General features: G+C 58.7%; 17 protein-coding genes. 1 reads left to right on the forward strand and 16 read right to left on the reverse strand.

What is annotated here, in order from left to right:
* Positions 1 to 20: 20 nt before the first annotated feature.
* The 12 genes from B3849_RS02980 to B3849_RS03035 form a co-directional block, all read right to left on the reverse strand.
* Positions 21 to 1,328 (reverse strand): hypothetical protein, encoded by a 1,308-nt coding sequence (locus tag B3849_RS02980; protein ID WP_005851665.1) that lies wholly within the window; start codon positions 1,326 to 1,328, stop codon positions 21 to 23.
* Positions 1,329 to 1,389: 61 nt separating this feature from the next.
* On the reverse strand, positions 1,390 to 1,884 hold the full coding sequence (locus tag B3849_RS02985; RefSeq protein WP_278425805.1) for a prepilin peptidase: 495 nt from the start codon (positions 1,882 to 1,884) through the stop codon (positions 1,390 to 1,392).
* 3 nt (positions 1,885 to 1,887) lie between these two features.
* Entirely contained in the window at positions 1,888 to 2,742 is an 855-nt protein-coding gene (locus B3849_RS02990; protein WP_037943332.1) for a tetratricopeptide repeat protein, read from the reverse strand.
* 28 nt (positions 2,743 to 2,770) lie between these two features.
* The gene (locus B3849_RS02995; RefSeq protein ID WP_005851668.1) at positions 2,771 to 3,325 is read right to left on the reverse strand and encodes a tetratricopeptide repeat protein; all 555 of its coding nucleotides are present in this window, start codon (positions 3,323 to 3,325) and stop codon (positions 2,771 to 2,773) included.
* Between the two features lie 56 nt (positions 3,326 to 3,381).
* Positions 3,382 to 4,299 (reverse strand): type II secretion system F family protein, encoded by a 918-nt coding sequence (locus B3849_RS03000; RefSeq protein WP_005851669.1) that lies wholly within the window; start codon positions 4,297 to 4,299, stop codon positions 3,382 to 3,384.
* Positions 4,300 to 4,350: 51 nt separating this feature from the next.
* The gene (locus tag B3849_RS03005) at positions 4,351 to 5,313 is read right to left on the reverse strand and encodes a type II secretion system F family protein (RefSeq protein WP_005851670.1); all 963 of its coding nucleotides are present in this window, start codon (positions 5,311 to 5,313) and stop codon (positions 4,351 to 4,353) included.
* A gap of 12 nt (positions 5,314 to 5,325) precedes the next feature.
* Entirely contained in the window at positions 5,326 to 6,771 is a 1,446-nt protein-coding gene (locus B3849_RS03010) for a CpaF family protein (protein WP_037943335.1), read from the reverse strand.
* 39 nt (positions 6,772 to 6,810) lie between these two features.
* Complete coding sequence (locus B3849_RS03015) at positions 6,811 to 8,049, reverse strand: AAA family ATPase (protein WP_278425804.1); 1,239 nt, start codon at positions 8,047 to 8,049, stop codon at positions 6,811 to 6,813.
* A 272-nt stretch (positions 8,050 to 8,321) separates the two neighbouring features.
* Entirely contained in the window at positions 8,322 to 9,026 is a 705-nt protein-coding gene (locus B3849_RS03020) for an OmpA family protein (RefSeq protein WP_037943337.1), read from the reverse strand.
* Positions 9,013 to 10,452, reverse strand: coding sequence for a type II and III secretion system protein family protein (locus B3849_RS03025; RefSeq protein WP_005851674.1), 1,440 nt, complete (start codon positions 10,450 to 10,452; stop codon positions 9,013 to 9,015). Before B3849_RS03025 ends, B3849_RS03020 begins: the two co-directional genes overlap by 14 nt.
* A 211-nt stretch (positions 10,453 to 10,663) precedes the next feature.
* Complete coding sequence (gene cpaB / locus B3849_RS03030; protein ID WP_184583136.1) at positions 10,664 to 11,527, reverse strand: Flp pilus assembly protein CpaB; 864 nt, start codon at positions 11,525 to 11,527, stop codon at positions 10,664 to 10,666.
* Between the two features lie 407 nt (positions 11,528 to 11,934).
* Positions 11,935 to 12,114, reverse strand: coding sequence for a Flp family type IVb pilin (locus B3849_RS03035; protein ID WP_074635838.1), 180 nt, complete (start codon positions 12,112 to 12,114; stop codon positions 11,935 to 11,937).
* Positions 12,115 to 12,489: 375 nt separating this feature from the next.
* Between B3849_RS03035 and B3849_RS03040 the strand changes: the two genes are divergently transcribed.
* On the forward strand, positions 12,490 to 13,281 hold the full coding sequence (locus B3849_RS03040) for a lytic transglycosylase domain-containing protein (protein WP_278425803.1): 792 nt from the start codon (positions 12,490 to 12,492) through the stop codon (positions 13,279 to 13,281).
* A gap of 77 nt (positions 13,282 to 13,358) precedes the next feature.
* Here B3849_RS03040 and B3849_RS03045 read toward each other — a convergent pair whose 3' ends face one another.
* The 4 genes from B3849_RS03045 to B3849_RS03060 all read right to left on the reverse strand — a co-directional run.
* The gene (locus tag B3849_RS03045; protein ID WP_005851679.1) at positions 13,359 to 13,985 is read right to left on the reverse strand and encodes a 3-oxoacid CoA-transferase subunit B; all 627 of its coding nucleotides are present in this window, start codon (positions 13,983 to 13,985) and stop codon (positions 13,359 to 13,361) included.
* Positions 13,985 to 14,680 (reverse strand): CoA transferase subunit A, encoded by a 696-nt coding sequence (locus B3849_RS03050; protein WP_005851680.1) that lies wholly within the window; start codon positions 14,678 to 14,680, stop codon positions 13,985 to 13,987. Before B3849_RS03050 ends, B3849_RS03045 begins: the two co-directional genes overlap by 1 nt.
* 203 nt (positions 14,681 to 14,883) lie before the next feature.
* On the reverse strand, positions 14,884 to 15,456 hold the full coding sequence (locus tag B3849_RS03055; protein WP_005851682.1) for a L,D-transpeptidase: 573 nt from the start codon (positions 15,454 to 15,456) through the stop codon (positions 14,884 to 14,886).
* A 102-nt stretch (positions 15,457 to 15,558) separates the two neighbouring features.
* A partial coding sequence (locus tag B3849_RS03060) for a DNA topoisomerase (protein ID WP_286779803.1) occupies positions 15,559 to 17,349 on the reverse strand: 1,791 nt, incomplete at its 5' end.

Here is a 17,349-nt window from a genome sequence, read left to right on the forward strand (position 1 = left end):
CGCCCGTTTCGAGCGCGGTGCTACCTGACGATGGTTTCATCCTCGACGAACATATTGGCCCAAGCTCGGTCAATCAGATCAGGGCGCATCTGGTGCGGGATACCTTCGAAATCGCAGATGGAAATCATCTGGTCGATCAAGAAGATCGGCTGATAGTTGGCAAACACATTGTTGATCGTGGGGTATTTTGTTTTCAGCAAATGGATCAGCGTCGCCTCGTCCAGTTTGATGTTTCTTTTCTTTGCGACCATGGCAAAGATCTTGAGGAAGTTTTCCTGATTGGGCCCGTCGATCTTGATCTTGAAGAAGATCCGGCGCAGGGCGGCCTGGTCGAAGATCTCATTGGGGTGGAAGTTGGTGGAGAAGACCACCAGCGTGTCGAAGGGAACTTCGAACTTCTCGCCCGATTGCAGGGCGAGGATGTCCTTGTTTTCTTCCAGCGGCACGATCCAGCGGTTGACCAGCGCCTGTGGCGATTCTGCCTGTCGGCCAAGGTCGTCGACGATGAAGATGCCGCCGGTGGATTTCAGTTGCAGCGGGGCTTGATAGGTCCGTGCGGTGGGGTTGTAGACCAGATCAAGCATATCGAGCGTCAGTTCGCCCCCGGTGATCACTGTGGGGCGTTCGCATTTGACATAGCGGGTGTCAAAGCGCGTCACGCGGCGCAGGGATTTCGGGTCTTGTTTTTCCTCGGAAATGGCGGTGTGCACGATGGGGTCATAGACCGTGATCACCTGACCGGCGTATTCAATCGCGCGGGGGACATAGATCCGGTCGCCAAGCGCGTCGCGAATCCCGTTGGAGATGCTTGATTTACCATTGCCGGGGGGGCCGTACATCAGGATGGAGCGACCGGCCGTCACGGCTGGGCCAAGGTTGCCGATCAGCTCGGACGGGAGCACCAGATGGCCCATGGCGGCTTCGAGTTTTGCACGGGTGATTTGCATATTGCGCACGGACTGGCGCTTGATCTGTTCGCGGTAGACATCAAGCGGCACGGGCATCGGCCCGAAGTATTCCGATTGCGCCAAGGCATCCAACGCGCGGGCCTTGCCCAGATCGGTCAGCTGGTAGCCCATTTCATTGCCGTTATTCGCGTTGAGCGTGCCCGTCGCTTCGAGAAGGCGTTGTTCGCGCGACAGATCCACCAGTTCCTGCGTGACCTGAAGCGGCAGGCAGATCGCCGCTGCGAGCTCGCTGACCATAGTGACGTTCTTGCGGAACATCGTCTTGATCATGATGTCGCGCATCATCACCACGGGCAGCTTCATCTCTTGGATGGTGCGCGGCGGAGGGGGGGCCATGACGGCGCTGGTTTGCATATTCATGAAGGCTTCTTTCATGGGGACACGGGCGTGCCCCAAGGCGTAGCGGTTGAATATGGCGAAATCAGGCCCCGAAGTAGGCACCGAGCATTAAATATGCGGCAAGCACAGTGCCAAGGGCGAGGCCCATGGGGAATTTCTTGGCTTCGTGCCAGCTGACCCATTGCGGGGCAAGCTTGCGCAGGGGGGAATATTTGGCGGCGCGGTGAATGATATAGGCGGCAACCAGCGTTGCCATGAACAGTGCCATGACAAAGCGCACATCCCCGAGCGCGATAAAGGGCGTGGCGGCGGCGATGAATTTCGCATCCCCCGCGCCCATCAGCCCGCCTGCGTTCATGAAGATGCCCACAACAAGGGCTACCACCATCGCCAGCAGGTGCCAGAGGTAGCTGTCAAAGGGCAGGGCGATCGGGCCGATCAGCACAAACACGGCGGCCAATGCGATCACCGTGACATTGGTGATCCGCATAAAGGCCAGATCGGTGTAGATCGTATAGGCACAAAGGGGCAGCGCGAAGGGCAGGAACCACAGCGCTGCGGAGTTGGTGATCTCCACGCGTTAGCCTGCGTTTTCCAGCGCGCGCAGCGACCGGACGGCGGCCTCGAAGTGCTGCGGGTGGGTGCTGATGGCGTCGCGCAGCAGCCCTTTACCGGTTTCAACGTCGCCCTTCTTGATCGCGGAGAGGGCGAGGGTGTGCAACAGTTGCGCGCGCTCCGTCTGGTCCATCTCGATCGGGGGGAGGCTGTATTCACGTTGCGCGCCACGGGCGAGGATCAGGTTGTTCTTGGCGGTAAACAGCGTTGAATCCTGCTTTACGGCCTCGCCGAAAAGGCGTTCGGCAGCCTGATAGTCGCCGCGCGTCAGTTTGGAGTAGCCCCAGTTGTTCATGACCGAACCGGGCTTGGTGGTCAGACCAATGGCGATCTCGTAAAAACTGTCGGCCTTGTCCCATTCCTGCTTGCTGTCAGCGACGATCGCCTCAAGCCGGTAACGGTTGTAGGTTTCATGGGTGGGCGGGACGGAATCCAGCGTCTTTTCCGCCTTGGCCCAATCGCCCGCGCGGATCAGCGCATCGGCGTAATCAACCTTGTCGTCGGCGGTGGCATCCTTGGAAGCGGCAACTTTGCCCCAGACCGATGCGGCCTCTTGGTTGCGCTTGGCGCGGATCAGGGATTTGCCCAAGCTGCGCTGGATGTCGATGCGGTCGGGGTTTTCCTGCGCGGTGCGGGTGAAATAGCTGACCGCCTCGTTCGGGTCGGCCACTGTCAGCATCACATCGTTGAGGTTGCTTTCATCCACGACGTTCACGTCCTGGAAGGCGCGGGTGACGGTATCCTCGCCGGATTTCTTGCCGCAGCCTGCTACTGCGACGACGCCTGCAATGCAGGCGGCCAATAGGATAGGGTGGCGCATTTTTGCGTCCTTTTACTGCTCTGCCTCGTTATGATGCTGGCCGAACCAGATAGTCGCCCGAGCCGCGCCGCACCAATTTATAACTGTCTTCTTGATCCGGGATCGTAACAGAGTTTTCCGATTTTGCGAGTGCTAAGCGCAAATTGTCACGGATTGCGTCACTTTCGCCATTATCGAGCGCATAGGCCTTGCGAAAGGTCAGCTGGGCTTCGGCGAGTTTGCCGCGCTCCATCAACACAACGCCGAGATTATTCCAGACCTCGGGGTGGGTTTCGTCCTTTTCTACAGCGTCGCGCAGCAGCTTTTCCGCCTGACCCAATCGCCCCAGCCCAAGGTTGGCGCTGCCCAGTCCCGACAGGATTTCGGCGTCCAACTGGGAGGCGAGCGCGGCGCGGTTGAAGGCGCGGATGGCCAGTTCGTATTCGCCCGCGCGCATCAGACGGTGGGCGACCTCTACCCCGTCTTCGGCGTCCTTGCGGGTGTTGACACCGGGGGCAAAGGGGTTGTCAGGGCTGGCGCGCTTGCCCCCAAACGCGGAAAGACCGCCTGCAGAGCAAGCGGCCAATCCGGCGATCAGGGTCATACAAAGCGCGAGCCTGAAGGGTAACGCGCGCTTGGGAATGTGGATCATGCAGAGCCTTACTGACCTAGTTTGGTAATGTTCATCACCGATGGCGCGACCAGAATGATCAGCAGCGGAGGAACGGTCAGCATCATTGTGGCAAGTGTCATCTTGGTTGGCAACTTGTTTGCGGCCTCTTCGGCGCGCATCACGCGTTTGTCGCGCATCTCGGCGGCATAGACCCGCAGCGCGTCGGCGATGGATGTCCCGAAGGCGGCGGATTGTACCAGCACCGTCACAAAGGACGACACATCTTGCACGCCGCAGCGTTCGCCCATGGCGTTCAGCACGCTGACCTTGTCTTTACCGGCCTTCATCTCATAGGCGACGATTTCGAACTCTTCCGCCAGCGCAGGGTAGGAGGCGCGCAATTCGCGGGCCACACGGACGATACATTGATCAAGCGACTGGCCGGCTTCGACGCAGACGAGCATCATGTCCAGCGCATCGGGGAAACCGCGTGTGATTTCCTCTTTTCGCTCGGCGACGCGGCGGGTCACCCAATAGCGCGGCAGGAAATATCCGATGCCGCCGGGGCCCACGGTATACAGCATCATCTTGTTGGTGGTCATGCCTTCGCCGCCGCCAAGGAAGTTGATGTAGACGGTGCCGATCACCAGCCCGGCAATACCAAGCGCCATCTGGGCAAAGTGAAAGAACCGTACCGCATCGCGCGAGCTATAGCCCGCCTGACGCAGCAGCAGCGCCTTGGCGCTTAGCTCTTCCACGTCTTCAGGTTCGAGGAACTTGGCGAATTTTTGCAGCTTCTCGTTGCGGTCCGACTGGCGCAGGCGCTGTTGCTTGCCTGCATCGGCAGCCTCGGTCTGGCTCCGTTTGAGTTTGGCCAAAGGGTCTTCGGGCTGGCGCAGGATCATGACAAGCGTTGCGCCCACCATGGTTAGGCCCAATGCGCCCAGAATGGCGATCCAGCCCATGGGACCAAGTGCGGTGTCGAGTGAGTTGAGAATATTCACAGTGAGGCCCCCTTAGACTTTGATATCGGTCAGCTTGCGCATGACGATGAGGTTAAGCGACAGGAACAGGACAACCGCGATACAGCCGGGGATGAACAGCGGGTGGGTCATGACTTCGTCATAGTAATGCGGGTCACCGAGTTTGATCACGATGAGCGCGAGGATCGGGAAGGCAGACAGGAACTTGCCGGACCATTTCGCCTCGGCAGTGATAGCACGCACGCGGCGGAACAGGCGGAAGCGGGCGCGGATGACCTTGGCCAACCCCGCAAGGATTTCGGCAAGGTTACCCCCCGATTGCTGCTGGATGGTCACAGCCACCGCGAGGAAGCGCAAATCCTGCATATCAAGCCGTTCGGCCATATCCTTGAGCGCCTCGCCGATGTCTCGGCCATAGGCGGTCTCATCGGCAATTACGCCGAATTCCGACGCCAGCGGGTCCTGGATTTCCTTGGACACGATAGAGATCGCGCTGGTGAAAGGGTGGCCCACGCGCAACGACCGCACCATCAGTTCCACCGCGTCAGGCAGTTGCTCTTCGATCATGTCCATACGCTTTTTCGCTTTGGACGAGATCCAGAAAAATACCGCCCCGACACCGATCCCGACAGAGATCAGGATGCGTACGGGTACTTCGGTATTGGTGCCGATGGTCAGCCCCAGAAAGGCGACGACCGAGAGGCCGGCCATGATCATGATCAGCTGTTTCGGCGCAAAGGCGATCGCGGCCTTTTGTGCTTTCTCGGCGAGCAGGGAATAGACCGGAATGGATTTATTATCCATGTGCTGCTGCATTTCCTTGCGCAGCTTGTCCAGAACCTCTTCGCGGCGGGCCCCTTTTTCCAGCATTTCAAGCCGGCGGTTGACCTTGCTGTTGAGGCTGATGGATTTACCGAAAGCGACCAGATACAGCCCTTCGACCAGCACAAGGACACCGACGAAGATCAGGCCATAGATAATGGGTTCTGCACTCATGATTGATAATCCTTACTTGACCACAACGGGTTCATAGATCGACGATGGCAGGTCATAGCCCCACATCTTGAAACGTTCAGAGAAGTGGCTGCGCACGCCGGTGCCGGTGAAGTGGCCGATGATCTTGTTTTCGGGGGTCAGGCCGACGCGCTGAAAGCGGAAGATTTCCTGCATAGAGATCACGTCGCCCTCCATGCCGGTGATTTCGGTGATCGACGTCATGCGGCGCGACCCGTCCTGCAAGCGCGACGCTTGTACGATCAGGTTCACAGCCGACGAGATCTGGCTGCGGACCGCTTTCAGCGGCATTTCGATACCGGCCATGGCGATCATGTTTTCCAGACGGCTGACACCATCGCGGGCAGAGTTGGCGTGGATCGTGGTCATCGACCCGTCGTGGCCGGTGTTCATCGCCTGCAGCATGTCGATCACTTCCTCGCCGCGCGTCTCGCCGACGATGATCCGGTCAGGACGCATCCGCAGGGCGTTTTTCAGACAGTCGCGCGGGGATACCTCGCCCTTGCCTTCAACGTTGGGCGGGCGGCTTTCCATGCGGCCCACATGGGTCTGTTGCAGTTGCAATTCGGCGGTGTCTTCGATGGTCAGGATACGTTCATCGTTGGCAATAAACGATGACAGCGCGTTCAGCGTGGTGGTTTTACCAGAACCTGTACCGCCCGAGACGATGATATTCAGACGGGTGGCGACGGCGGCTTGCAGATAGGCTGCCATCTCTTCCGAGAAGGCCCCAAAGCTTACCAGATCATCAATGCCGAGTTTGTCTTTCTTAAACTTACGAATGGAGACAAGGCTGCCGTCCACGGCAATCGGCGGGACCATAGCGTTGAAACGCGAGCCGTCTTTCAAGCGCGCATCGACATAAGGGTTGCTTTCATCGACGCGACGGCCAACGGCGGAAACGATCTTGTCGATGATCCGCAGCAGGTGCTTTTCGTCTTTGAAGGTCACGTCGGTCAGCTGCAGTTTACCCGCGCGTTCCACAAAGATCTGTTGCGGGCCGTTGACCAGAATATCGTTGACGCTGTCGTCTTTCAGCAGCGTTTCCAGCGGACCAAGGCCGGTCACCTCGTCATACAGTTCGGAGTTCAGTTGAACGCGGTCCTCGCGGTTCAACACGATGGATTTCTCGGCCAGAATCTCGGTCGAGATTTCGTTGATCTCGCTGCGCAGATCCTGCTCCGAGGCATGTTCAAGGGCGGCGAGGTTCAGGTTCTCAAGCAGGGCACGGTGCAGTTCGAGCTTGATGTCGCTCATGCGTTGCTTGCGCTTCACGTCGCGATCCTGCGGGGCGACGGTTGCGGCTTGAGCCACGCGGCGCATGCTGGCGGGTTTGGGCGCGACCGCTTCCTCTGGCTGTTGCTGGGGCGCGGGAGCCTTCGCCTTTGGGGCGGGTGTGGCTACGGCAACGTCACCTGGCTTTTTATACTTCGAGAACATCTGAATACTCTTTCTAAATTATCTGGCGCTTGGGCCGGATCAGGCGGCTTTGGCTTCGTCAGCCTTGAGGTCGTGGATAGAAGACGCGAGCTTTGCGATCTCGCGGCGTAGCGGGTTCTTGGCGGCGGTATTGGCGAGCGGCAGACCGTGGTCGTTGGCCTGCGTCACCTGCTTGCCGCCATCAGGCAGCTGCACGTCGATGGAAATACCAAGGCTTTCTGCCATCCGTTTGACCCGCGCTTTGGCGTTAAGGTCGGTAAATTTCGGCGCGCGGTTCATGACATAACGCAGCTTTTCGACCGGCAGCTCTTCGGATTGCAGCGCGCGTTTGAAACGCAGGGCGTTTTGGGCGCAGCGCATATCCAGTTCGAGCATGGCAAAATAGACATGCGCATTGCTCAGCACGGTTTCGGTCCATTGCACCAGCGTCGACGGCATATCGACAACAACGTAGTCGAACTGGTTGCGCGCCATATCCAGAATCCGCGTCACATCTTCCGAGGTGATCAGATCAAGCGGCAGCATATCGGCGGGGGCGGTCAGGACCTGAAGCGTGTCTTCATAGGTCAGCAGGGCCTGACCAAAGCTTTCCTCGTCCATCTCGTCTGTCTCGATCAGCATGTCATAGACAACTTCGCGGCGCGGCAGGTCCAGATAGGTCGCCACGGCCCCGAACTGCAGATCGAAATCCAGCAGGCAGACCTTTGGTGGATTCTTTTTGTCGGAGGTCGCCAGTTCCCACGCCAGATTAACGGCCATGCTCGTCGCACCGGTGCCACCGGCCAAACCATGTACCACGATCACAGCGCCGTCTTTATCGGCACCGGGTTTCAGCTTGGGGCCTGCCTCGGTGTGTTCGGCTGTGGGCTCGGGGCCTGCGCGCAGACGTTCGATGGTCGCCGCCAATTCGCCTTCGGGCAGCGGGTAGGGGACGAATTCATCCGCACCTTGACGTAACAGAGAATGGAGCGAGGCCGGGGACATGTCTTCGGCGATCAGGATCACCTTGATATGACGCGATTTGGCCTGCGAGATGATTTCGGACATCATCGGCAGGTTCTCTTCGTCCTCGGAATCAAGTGCCAGTGCAATCAACTCGAGCGTCGCCGCTTCGGGCTGGCTGAAAAAAGCGAGGCTTTCAGAAAAGCCGAGATCACCCCAGGCTTCGCCCAAAGCTGATTCCATATCCTCGATCAGCAGGTCAAAGTTCTGTACATCACGGCTGACAGTGCAGGCGATGATCTGTGGTGCGTCAATCTGTGGCATACTGCTGCTCATACCTAAACTTCCCCTTCTTCTCTTTGGGGCGCGGCAAGGGCGGATCGGGCGTCGCCCTGTTCTTTGCCTTGCGGTCCCCTGCGTCAGACCACGGTGGCCGGGCGCAACTGTCCTATTGCAGTGAATATCCCTGCCAAGTTGGGCAAGATTGGGGCTAAATAGTTTCTATTGTTTGGTCTTTTGAAACGATCCGCAGTGATTTGCCGGATTGAAACGCAAAAGGCCCGACCGTCAGCGACGATCAGGCCTTTCTCGAGGTATCTTTTATCCGGTTATTCCGTCGTGGTACCGGTCGATGTTGCGCCGCCCGATAGCTGAGTCGGCGGCACGGCGCTGGCAACGTAATCGCGATAGATGATCTGCGCGTATTTGCCGTCCAGAACGGTGGGATGACGCCCGACAAAGCCGCTGACTTCGGTCACTGTGCGACGGTTTGCCCGTTCGCGGCCCTGTGTCACGATCAACGGCTGTGTTTCGCCAAAGGAAACAACGGCCTCAAGACGGCTGCGGCTGATGCCTTGCGTTGACAGAAACGCAACAACGGATTGTGCTCGGCGCAGGCCCAACGCCTTGTTGTAGCTGTTCGAACCGACGGCATCGGTATGGCCATACACGCGGAACCGGACCTCGGGGAACTGGCGGATCCATCCCGCTTGGCGCCGCAGCACAGCCTGCGCGGCCCCGTCCAGCTGGGCCGAGTTAAAGGCAAAGGTCACCGTGGATTCGACTTCGCCGGCAAAGCGGTTGGCCAGATCGAAGGTGTACTGGCGTTCGCCTGTCATCACCAAACGGTTGTTCAGCGTGGCGTTTCCAAAGGTGCCCAGATCGGTCAGGGATCCTGCTTCGCGGTGGAACTGGGTATAGACCGGATCAGGGCTGCTGACGCAGCCTGCTACGGTCATCGCCAAAGCGGCGCATAACCCGGTGATTTTACCTGTCGAAGGGATCGCTGAAGTCATCTGATCAATCCAATACATAGCCATATGACCCGCTAAAGTCCTGTTTGGCAACCTCGCCTGCCGCCCCTTTGGTGGGTGCTGTGCTGCCTTTGGACGTGCGACCTGACAGGAACAATTCGCTTTCCGTGGGCGGTTTGATCCGGTCGGTGGGCAGGGCCAAAGCCTCGCCGCGGGTGGGGGTCACAAGATGGGCCGTGATAATGATCACCAGTTCGGACTGGCTGCGCTGATAGTTCGCGCTGCGGAACAACGCGCCCAATACAGGCACATCGCCGATCCAGGGTAGCTGGCTGGAGTTATCGGTGAAATCGTCGGTCAGCAGACCCGCGATCGCAAAACTTTCGCCGTCGCGCATTTCAACCGTGGTCGAGGTTTCGCGGCGGGTAAAGGCCGAGATGTCGAAACCATTGCCCAAAGACACGCTGTTGCTGGCATCAATCGCCGACACAGCGGCTTTAAGTTCGAGGTTAATCAGGTCTTTATCCACGACACGGGGGATAAAGCTCATCTCTACGCCGAAGGGTTTGTACTGCACCGAAATCTGGTCGCCGGTCTGGGCGACAGGCACAGGGTATTCGCCACCGGCAAGGAACGTCGCCTCTTGCCCGGACAGCGCAACGAGGTTTGGTTCGGCAAGGAAGCGTACGGCACCCTTCTGCTCCAGGGCTTCAAGCAGCAGGCCGACTTGGGTGGACCCTGCGTTAAAGCCGAACAGTACCGCGCCTGCGTTGCTGTTGGACGCAGGTGTCGTGCCGCCAAGAGAGTTCGCAATCGCGCCTGCCGTATTTGTCGTATTGGTCCCGCCGTTGATCGCAAGATCATTGCCCACCAACCCGTTCAACGCGAGCGACGCGCTTAGGGATTTGGAGACAGATCGGCTCATCTCGGCAAAGCGGACTTTCATCATCACCTGCTGGATGCCGCCGACGCTCATCAGGTTGGAGACGCGTTCCGGCGCGTAGCGTTCGGCCAGATCAAGGGCGCGCTGCAGGCGTTGGGTCGACGACACGATGCCCGACAGGACGATACCGTCGTTGGCTGTGCGCACTTCGATCTTTTCGCCGGGCAGGATCTGCCGCAGGCGTTCCTTGAATTCAGAGACATCCGCCGCGACGCGCACATCCACGTTGGTGATCAACTGACCGGCCGCATCAAGCAGGGTCAGCGTGGTCAGGCCAGGGGATTTGCCCAGCACATAGATGGTGCGATCGGAGAGGGATGAGATATCTGCGATCCCCGGGTTGGCGATGCTAAGCTCGGCAAAGGGGATATCGCTTTCAACCACAACCGCGCGGTTCATCGGGACTTCCAACACACGGTTGGTGCCCTTCTTGACCACACGGAGCGTGTTGGCCTGCGCGTCGATCGGCGCAGTCAATGCAAATGGCATCGCGCCAATGGTCAGTCCCAATAGGGCTGCTTTAATAAACTTATCGATTTTCATGTGACCTGCCTTTGTGATCACGCCTCAAAATAGGGTCTTTGCGCCCGCCGTTTGCGACACTGTGCGGTCCTTTGCGTTTTTTTGCAAGAATCAATGACAGGGGGGGGCGGGTATATGTGGATTAACAGCAACATATCCGAAATGGCAAAACGCCGCGCTAAGGGATGCGCGGCGGTGTTGAGGTCCGTATTTGCCCTGCCTGATAAGCAGATCAGTTGGTGCAGGGGATCGGGATTTCGACCACTTCTGCACCACGGCGGGTCCGGATGGTGCAGACTTTTTCTGTAGTCGTTTCAACTTTGACCGTTTCTTCTGTCAGGCCGAGCAGGCGGCGTTGGTCGACTTCGATCTCGCCGGCGACGGTGTCATCCTCTGCCCCGACGAGCGAGAGGGATAGGTCACCCGTCGATTGCGCCTGTGCCAATGCGGCAACTTGATAGGGCTGAACGGCAACAGTCACAGTATTCGCAATGGCCGCTTCGCTGCGTTCGCCGCCGGCGCTTTGGTCGATCGCGATGATCTTGACGCCTGCCTCGATCAGTTTGGTCACGTCTCCGGTATCGGCGCGGTCATTGCCGCCCCGGTTGATGCGGCCGGTCCAGTAGACATCGACACGGTCACCGGGGCGCAGGAAGCCCGAGACGCCACTTGATACATCGACGCGGATCGCGAAAGCACGGCTGCCCCGTTCCAGCTGCGAGGTGAGGCCGGTATCGGCACCGGGTTCGGTCACCTTCACCGCCATGATGGCTTCGTCTTTTTCCATCGCACGCAGTACGACACGCAGGTCATCGCTGTTTTCGGGGAAAAGCGCTGCTTCTTCGATAAATGTGCCTTCGGGGATCGCATCCTCGGGCCATTTTACCTGCCGCACATCTTCGCGGGTCAGGCGCTGCCCGTATTTCAGCGGCCCGTTGGCTACATATACACCAACCGTCGGCACAATCTGTGCCAGAGCCTCTTGGGCCTGTTGGTGCGCTGCTTGATATTGTCCGATGCGGCCCTTTGCCAGATACACAGCACCACCTGCCAAGGCGATACCGGCGAGCAGGACCAGTCCAAAAACCATCCGCATGTTACTTACCTCTCTTGAGTGTGTGCCGGTCTCAGGACGCGGCGCGAAACTTATACCAATGGATAGGCGGTGATTGTGTTCAGACTATGGATAATCCGCGACCAAGCTGGGTCATTATGGGGCGCTAGGGTTAGATATCGCCCGGCGTCTGGGTCATCACCCTGTCTGCTAGATCCACAGTTCCGGTAGTCATGCTGACGACAATGAGAACCGCCAGAGATACCACGGCTGCACATAGAACAACCCAGTCAACTGTGACCGCACCGCTTGGGCTTCGCCAGAATTTGATAAGCTTCGAGAGCATTGTTTTGCCTTGCGTGATGAAGGTCTAAAAAACTGGCCGCATTCTGTCGAGCAGAATGCGGCCAGCGAAATCTCTTGGCGCGACGAACGCTTAGCCGCCAGATTTAGCCAGGGCTTTGTGTGGCCATGTAGGAGTTGGTTTTCGACGTCAGGTTGGAAGCGCCTGTTTCGATCGAGGAGTAAGCTGCGACGGCCAGGCCAACAACGGCGGCGGTCAGAACAACCCAGTCAACAGTCACAGCGCCGGATTCGTCGTTTTTGAAGTTCTTGATAAAGTTCATCATGGTATGTCCCTCCAAGGATCATAAAGTTTTCAATCTCAACCCTGTCGTCCGTTTCGATGCTTCTCTCTCAATTCCGCATCTGGCTGACTTGGTATGAGCCTATATAGCCTTGTGAATGGGGCACGAATTTGGCGGCAATTGTGACATTTCGTTTTTCAGGGCCGGTTTTTGGCAGAATTATTGTAGCTCACTGATACGAAAAGATTTTCCATCTTCATTTTTTGTTATCCTTGATAGGAAGCGGGGCAGGATTGCATCAATTATGGCGAAATCGCCATGTTCCCTGCCATGTTTGGTTGGTCTGGCGAAGGTTTCCGTGCGAGATTGCTGAAAAAGAGCATTAAATAATCAGTGCAGGCAGCGATGTTTCGACGAATGACCGTATCTTTGATGGTGGGGATGCTGGCGGCCTCGGCTGTCTGGGCAGACGCGCCCAAGCCGTTTCCGAAGTTCGAAGCAAAACGCGTAAAACCGCCCAAGCCGGGCAGTACCAATCGGATCAATGTCTTTATCGAACCCAAGGCCGACGACGTACCCGAGGTTGTCGCAACCGACTCCGGTGCCATCGTGCCAGCGTCACCGGGGCAATATGATTGGTTCTGGGATCGTGTCTCTCCGGCGGTCGAGAAATCTGGCCCGGGTCGGCTGGAGGCCGCGATGGTTACGCTGGCAACGGCCAGCAGCAAAATCCCCGCGCCACGCATGCAACAGATGCAAGAGATCGCCAAGGCCAACGGGATCGACATCCTACGCTCTACCATCGGGACACAGGTGTCACCTGCGCTTGTGCTCGCGGTGATCACGGTTGAATCCGCAGGACGCCCCGATGCCATCAGCGGGGCAGGGGCGCAGGGGTTGATGCAACTGATGCCTGATACAGCGTCCCGCTTTGGGGTGACCGATAGTATGGTCCCGACGCAGAATATCGCGGGCGGCGTAAAATACCTGGATTGGCTGATGGGCGAATTTGACCGCGATCCGATCTTGGTGCTGGCCGGCTATAACGCGGGCGAAGGGGCCGTGCGCAAACACGCGGGCGTGCCGCCTTTTGCCGAAACCCGTGACTATGTGCCCAAGGTGCTGGCCGCTTTTCAGGTCGCCAAGGGCCTGTGCCAGACCCCGCCCGAGCTGATCTCGGACGGATGTGTTTTTGCGGCGATGAACTGACACCAGTTCGGGGCCGGATGGAAAAAGGGGCGCGGCCATCGCTGGCAGCGCCCCTTGTCGTTTATCGTGTCAGCAGATTAGACGATTGTCGCTTCGGTCGCGGCGCGCAGTTCGTCTTCCGTGACGCCATCGGCGCATTCAACGATCTTCAGCCCGCCTTCAACGACATCCAGCACACCCAGATTGGTGATGATGCGGTCAACGACGTTCTTGCCGGTGAGCGGCAGGGTGCATTCTTTCAGCACCTTGCTGTCGCCATGCTTGCTGGCGTGGTCCATGACCACCACAACGCGGCCCACACCCGCGACCAGATCCATCGCGCCGCCCATGCCTTTGACCAGCTTGCCGGGGATCATCCAGTTGGCGAGGTCGCCGTTTTCAGCCACTTCCATCGCGCCCAGAATGGCCATGGCGATCTTGCCGCCGCGGATCATCCCGAAGGAGGTCGAGCTGTCGAAATACGAGGTGCGATCCAGCTCGGTGATGGTCTGCTTGCCCGCGTTGATCAGGTCGGCGTCTTCTTCGCCCTCGATGGGGAAAGCCCCCATGCCCAACATGCCGTTTTCCGACTGCAAGGTCACATCCATCCCCTCGGGGATGTAGTTGGACACCAGCGTCGGAATCCCGATGCCAAGGTTCACATACCAACCGTCTTGCAGTTCCTGCGCGGCGCGTGCCGCCATTTGATTGCGATCCCAAGCCATTATGCCGTCCTCACTGTGCGCTGTTCGATGCGTTTCTCGTGATCACCCTGAATGATGCGGTGCACATAGATGCCGGGCAGGTGGATCGCGTCGCCGCCAAGGCTGCCACGGGGGACGATCTCTTCGACCTCGGCGATGCAGATCTTGCCACACATGGCCGCTGGTGGGTTGAAGTTGCGCGCCGTCTTGCGGAACACGAGGTTGCCGGTGTCATCCGCTTTCCACGCTTTGACAATCGCCAGATCCGCAACGATGCCGCGCTCAAGGATATAGGTTTCGCCGTCGAAATCCTTGTGCTCTTTGCCTTCGGCGATCACGGTGCCAACGCCGGTTTTGGTGTAGAATCCGGGGATGCCCGCACCACCCGCACGCATACGTTCGGCCAAGGTGCCTTGCGGGTTGAATTCCAGCTCAAGCTCGCCGCCGAGATACTGGCGCATGAATTCCTTGTTCTCGCCGACGTAAGAGCTGATCATTTTCTTGACCTGCTTGGTCTGCAACAAGATACCGATGCCGAAATCATCTACGCCCGCATTGTTCGAGGCAAAGGTCAAATCCTTGGTGCCCGCGTCCCGGATCGCGTTCAGCAGCAGTTCGGGAATACCGCAAAGGCCAAAGCCCCCCGCTGCGATCAGCATGCCATCGTGCAGCACGCCTTCCAGCGCCTCGGCAGCGCTTCCATAGATTTTCTTCATTCCGGCTCCTTTCAAGAGAGGCTCACGGCCCTGTCGTATTATCGTTATACGACTTCTATGACGCGGCGTAACGAACGTGTCAAACCGCCGACGCTAATGTCAGCGGTACCAGTGGAGCTTGCCGGAAAATTCGGGTGAATGTGCGCCCACCCTGCGTCGGGTGGGCAGCTGTCGTTGCGGGGCCAGTGCAGCCCGCAGCGAGGTCAGACGATGCGTACCTGCGTGCCGATGGGGGCAATCTGGTACAGCGCCTCGATCATGTGGTTGTAAAGCCCGATGCACCCGTCAGAGCTTTGCCGCCCGATCTTGCGCGTGTCATGGGTGCCGTGGATCAGATAGGCGGGCCAGCTGAGGTACATCGCATGGGTGCCAAGCGGGTTGTCCGGACCGGGCGGCATATACTTCAGATCGGGGTCGCGTTCGATCATGCTGGGGGTCGGTGTCCAGTCGGGCCCGACACGTTTGCGTACAATGCGGGTGTAGCCGCGTTTGGTCAGCTCGTCGCTGCGGGGCACGGAGGTCGGGTAAATCTTGTAGGTCTCGCCATCGCCGCCCCAATAGTGCAGCGCGCGGGAAGAGGTATCAGCCACGATCGCGGCTTTGCCCAATGTATCAAAGTGGTCCTGCCAGTTCTGGCTGGAAAATCCATTGGTGTTATGACGTACCGGTGCCGCGATCTCTGGCACCGGGGTCTGTGCGCGCAATAAGGCCGGCGTGAAAAGCGCCGCGCCCGCTGTCAGGATCAACCCGCGTCTTGAGAATGTCTGCTCTGCCATCTTTATGTCCTTTTACCGTGGCGATTGTCACAGGTAAAAGCAGCAAGGGCAGGGCGGGGCAACTCACATATATGTCATTTCATGAATATGTGAGTTGCGCTCTCATTCTTCCGGTGCAGCGGCCGATTTTGCGGGTGCCTTTTTGGCCGCTGGTTTCTTTGCGGGGGCCTTCTTGGCAGCCGTTTTCTTGGCCGGAGCTTTTTTCGCAGCGGTTTTCTTTGCTGCGGGCTTCTTGGTTGCGGCTTTGCGCTTGGCAGGGGATTTCGCCAGCTTTTCCTCGATCAGCTCAACCGCACGTTCCATGGTCAGATCGGCAGGCTCGACCTCTTTGGGGATGGTGGCGTTGACTTTCTCCCACTTCACATAAGGCCCGTATTTGCCTTCCATGATGTTGACCTCGCCGCCCAGATCAGGGTGTTCGCCCATCTCGCGGATCGGTTTTGCCGCTTTGCCACGCCCGCCACGGCTGGCGACTTTCTCGGCCAGAAGCTGCACGGCGCGGTTCATGCCAACGGTGAACACCTCGTCCAGTGTTTCGAGGTTCGCATTGGTCCCGCCACGGTTCGACGTGCTGTCGGCGTGTTTGATATAGGGGCCGTAGCGCCCGATATTTGCCCAGACCATCACCCCATCTTCCGGGTGCGGGCCGATCTCACGCGGCAGCGACAGCAGCATGACAGCGCGTTCCAGCTCCAGCTCTTCGGCGGGCCAGTCCTTGGGCACCGATTGACGCGGCGGTTTTTTGTTCTCTTCGGTGACGGGGCCGCGCTGCACATAAGGGCCGAAGCGCCCTTTGAACACGCGAATCTCGTCGCCCATATCCTCGCCCAGCAGTTTGCCATCGGGCGGAATAGCCGAGGCTTCGGCCTCGGGGTCGGGCGGGCCGAAGGGGCGGGTATAGCGGCATTCAGGGTAGTTCGAACAGCCGATGAACGCGCCGCCGGACCGTGCGGTGCGCATGGACAAACGCCCGATCTCGCAGTTGGGGCACAGGCGCGGGTCGCTGCCATCCTCATTGGGCGGGAAAAGATGCGGCTCTAGTACCTCGTTGATCTTCTCCAACACCTCGGTGATGCGCAAATCGGCGGTTTCGGCAATCGCAGCCGAAAAATCCTGCCAGAACCGGCCCAGCACATCCTTATAGTCGGCATCCGCCGCGCTCACCTTATCAAGCTGGTTTTCCAGATCGGCGGTGAAATCATAGCCCACGTATTTGCGGAAGTAATTCTCGAGGAAGGCCGTCACCAAACGGCCCTTGTCTTCGGGGAACAGACGGTTGCCTTCCTTGCGAACGTATTCGCGGTCCTGAATGGTGGTGACAACGCTGGCGTAGGTCGACGGGCGCCCGATTCCCAGCTCTTCCATGCGCTTGACCAATGTCGCTTCAGTGTAGCGGGGGGGCGGCTGGGTAAAATGCTGCTCTGGCGTGACGGCGCGTTTGTCCATCTTGTCACCTTGGGTGATCTGCGGCAGGCGCTTGTCATCCTCGTCCACGACATCGTCGCGGCCTTCTTCGTAGACACGCAGGAAGCCGTCGAATTTCACCACCTGACCGGTGGCGCGCAGCCCGACCTGTTCGTCCTTGCTACCGATCTCTACCGTGGTGCGTTCCAGACGCGCGCTTTCCATCTGGCAGGCCAGCGTGCGCTTCCAGATCAAGTCGTAAAGCTTGCGTTGATCCGGTTCGGTCAGTTTCAGCGCGTCGGCATCTTTGGTCATGTCGGTAGGGCGCACACATTCGTGCGCCTCTTGCGCGTTCTTGGCCTTGTTCTTGTAAATGCGCGGCTCAGACGGGACATACTCCGCCCCGAACCGGTCCGAGATAGCGTCCCGTGCCATCGTGATCGCTTCGGGGGCCATGTCGATGCCGTCGGTCCGCATATAGGTGATGTG

This window comes from Sulfitobacter sp. UBA4523 (assembly GCF_002388305.1).
Lineage (GTDB): Bacteria > Pseudomonadota > Alphaproteobacteria > Rhodobacterales > Rhodobacteraceae > Sulfitobacter > Sulfitobacter pontiacus.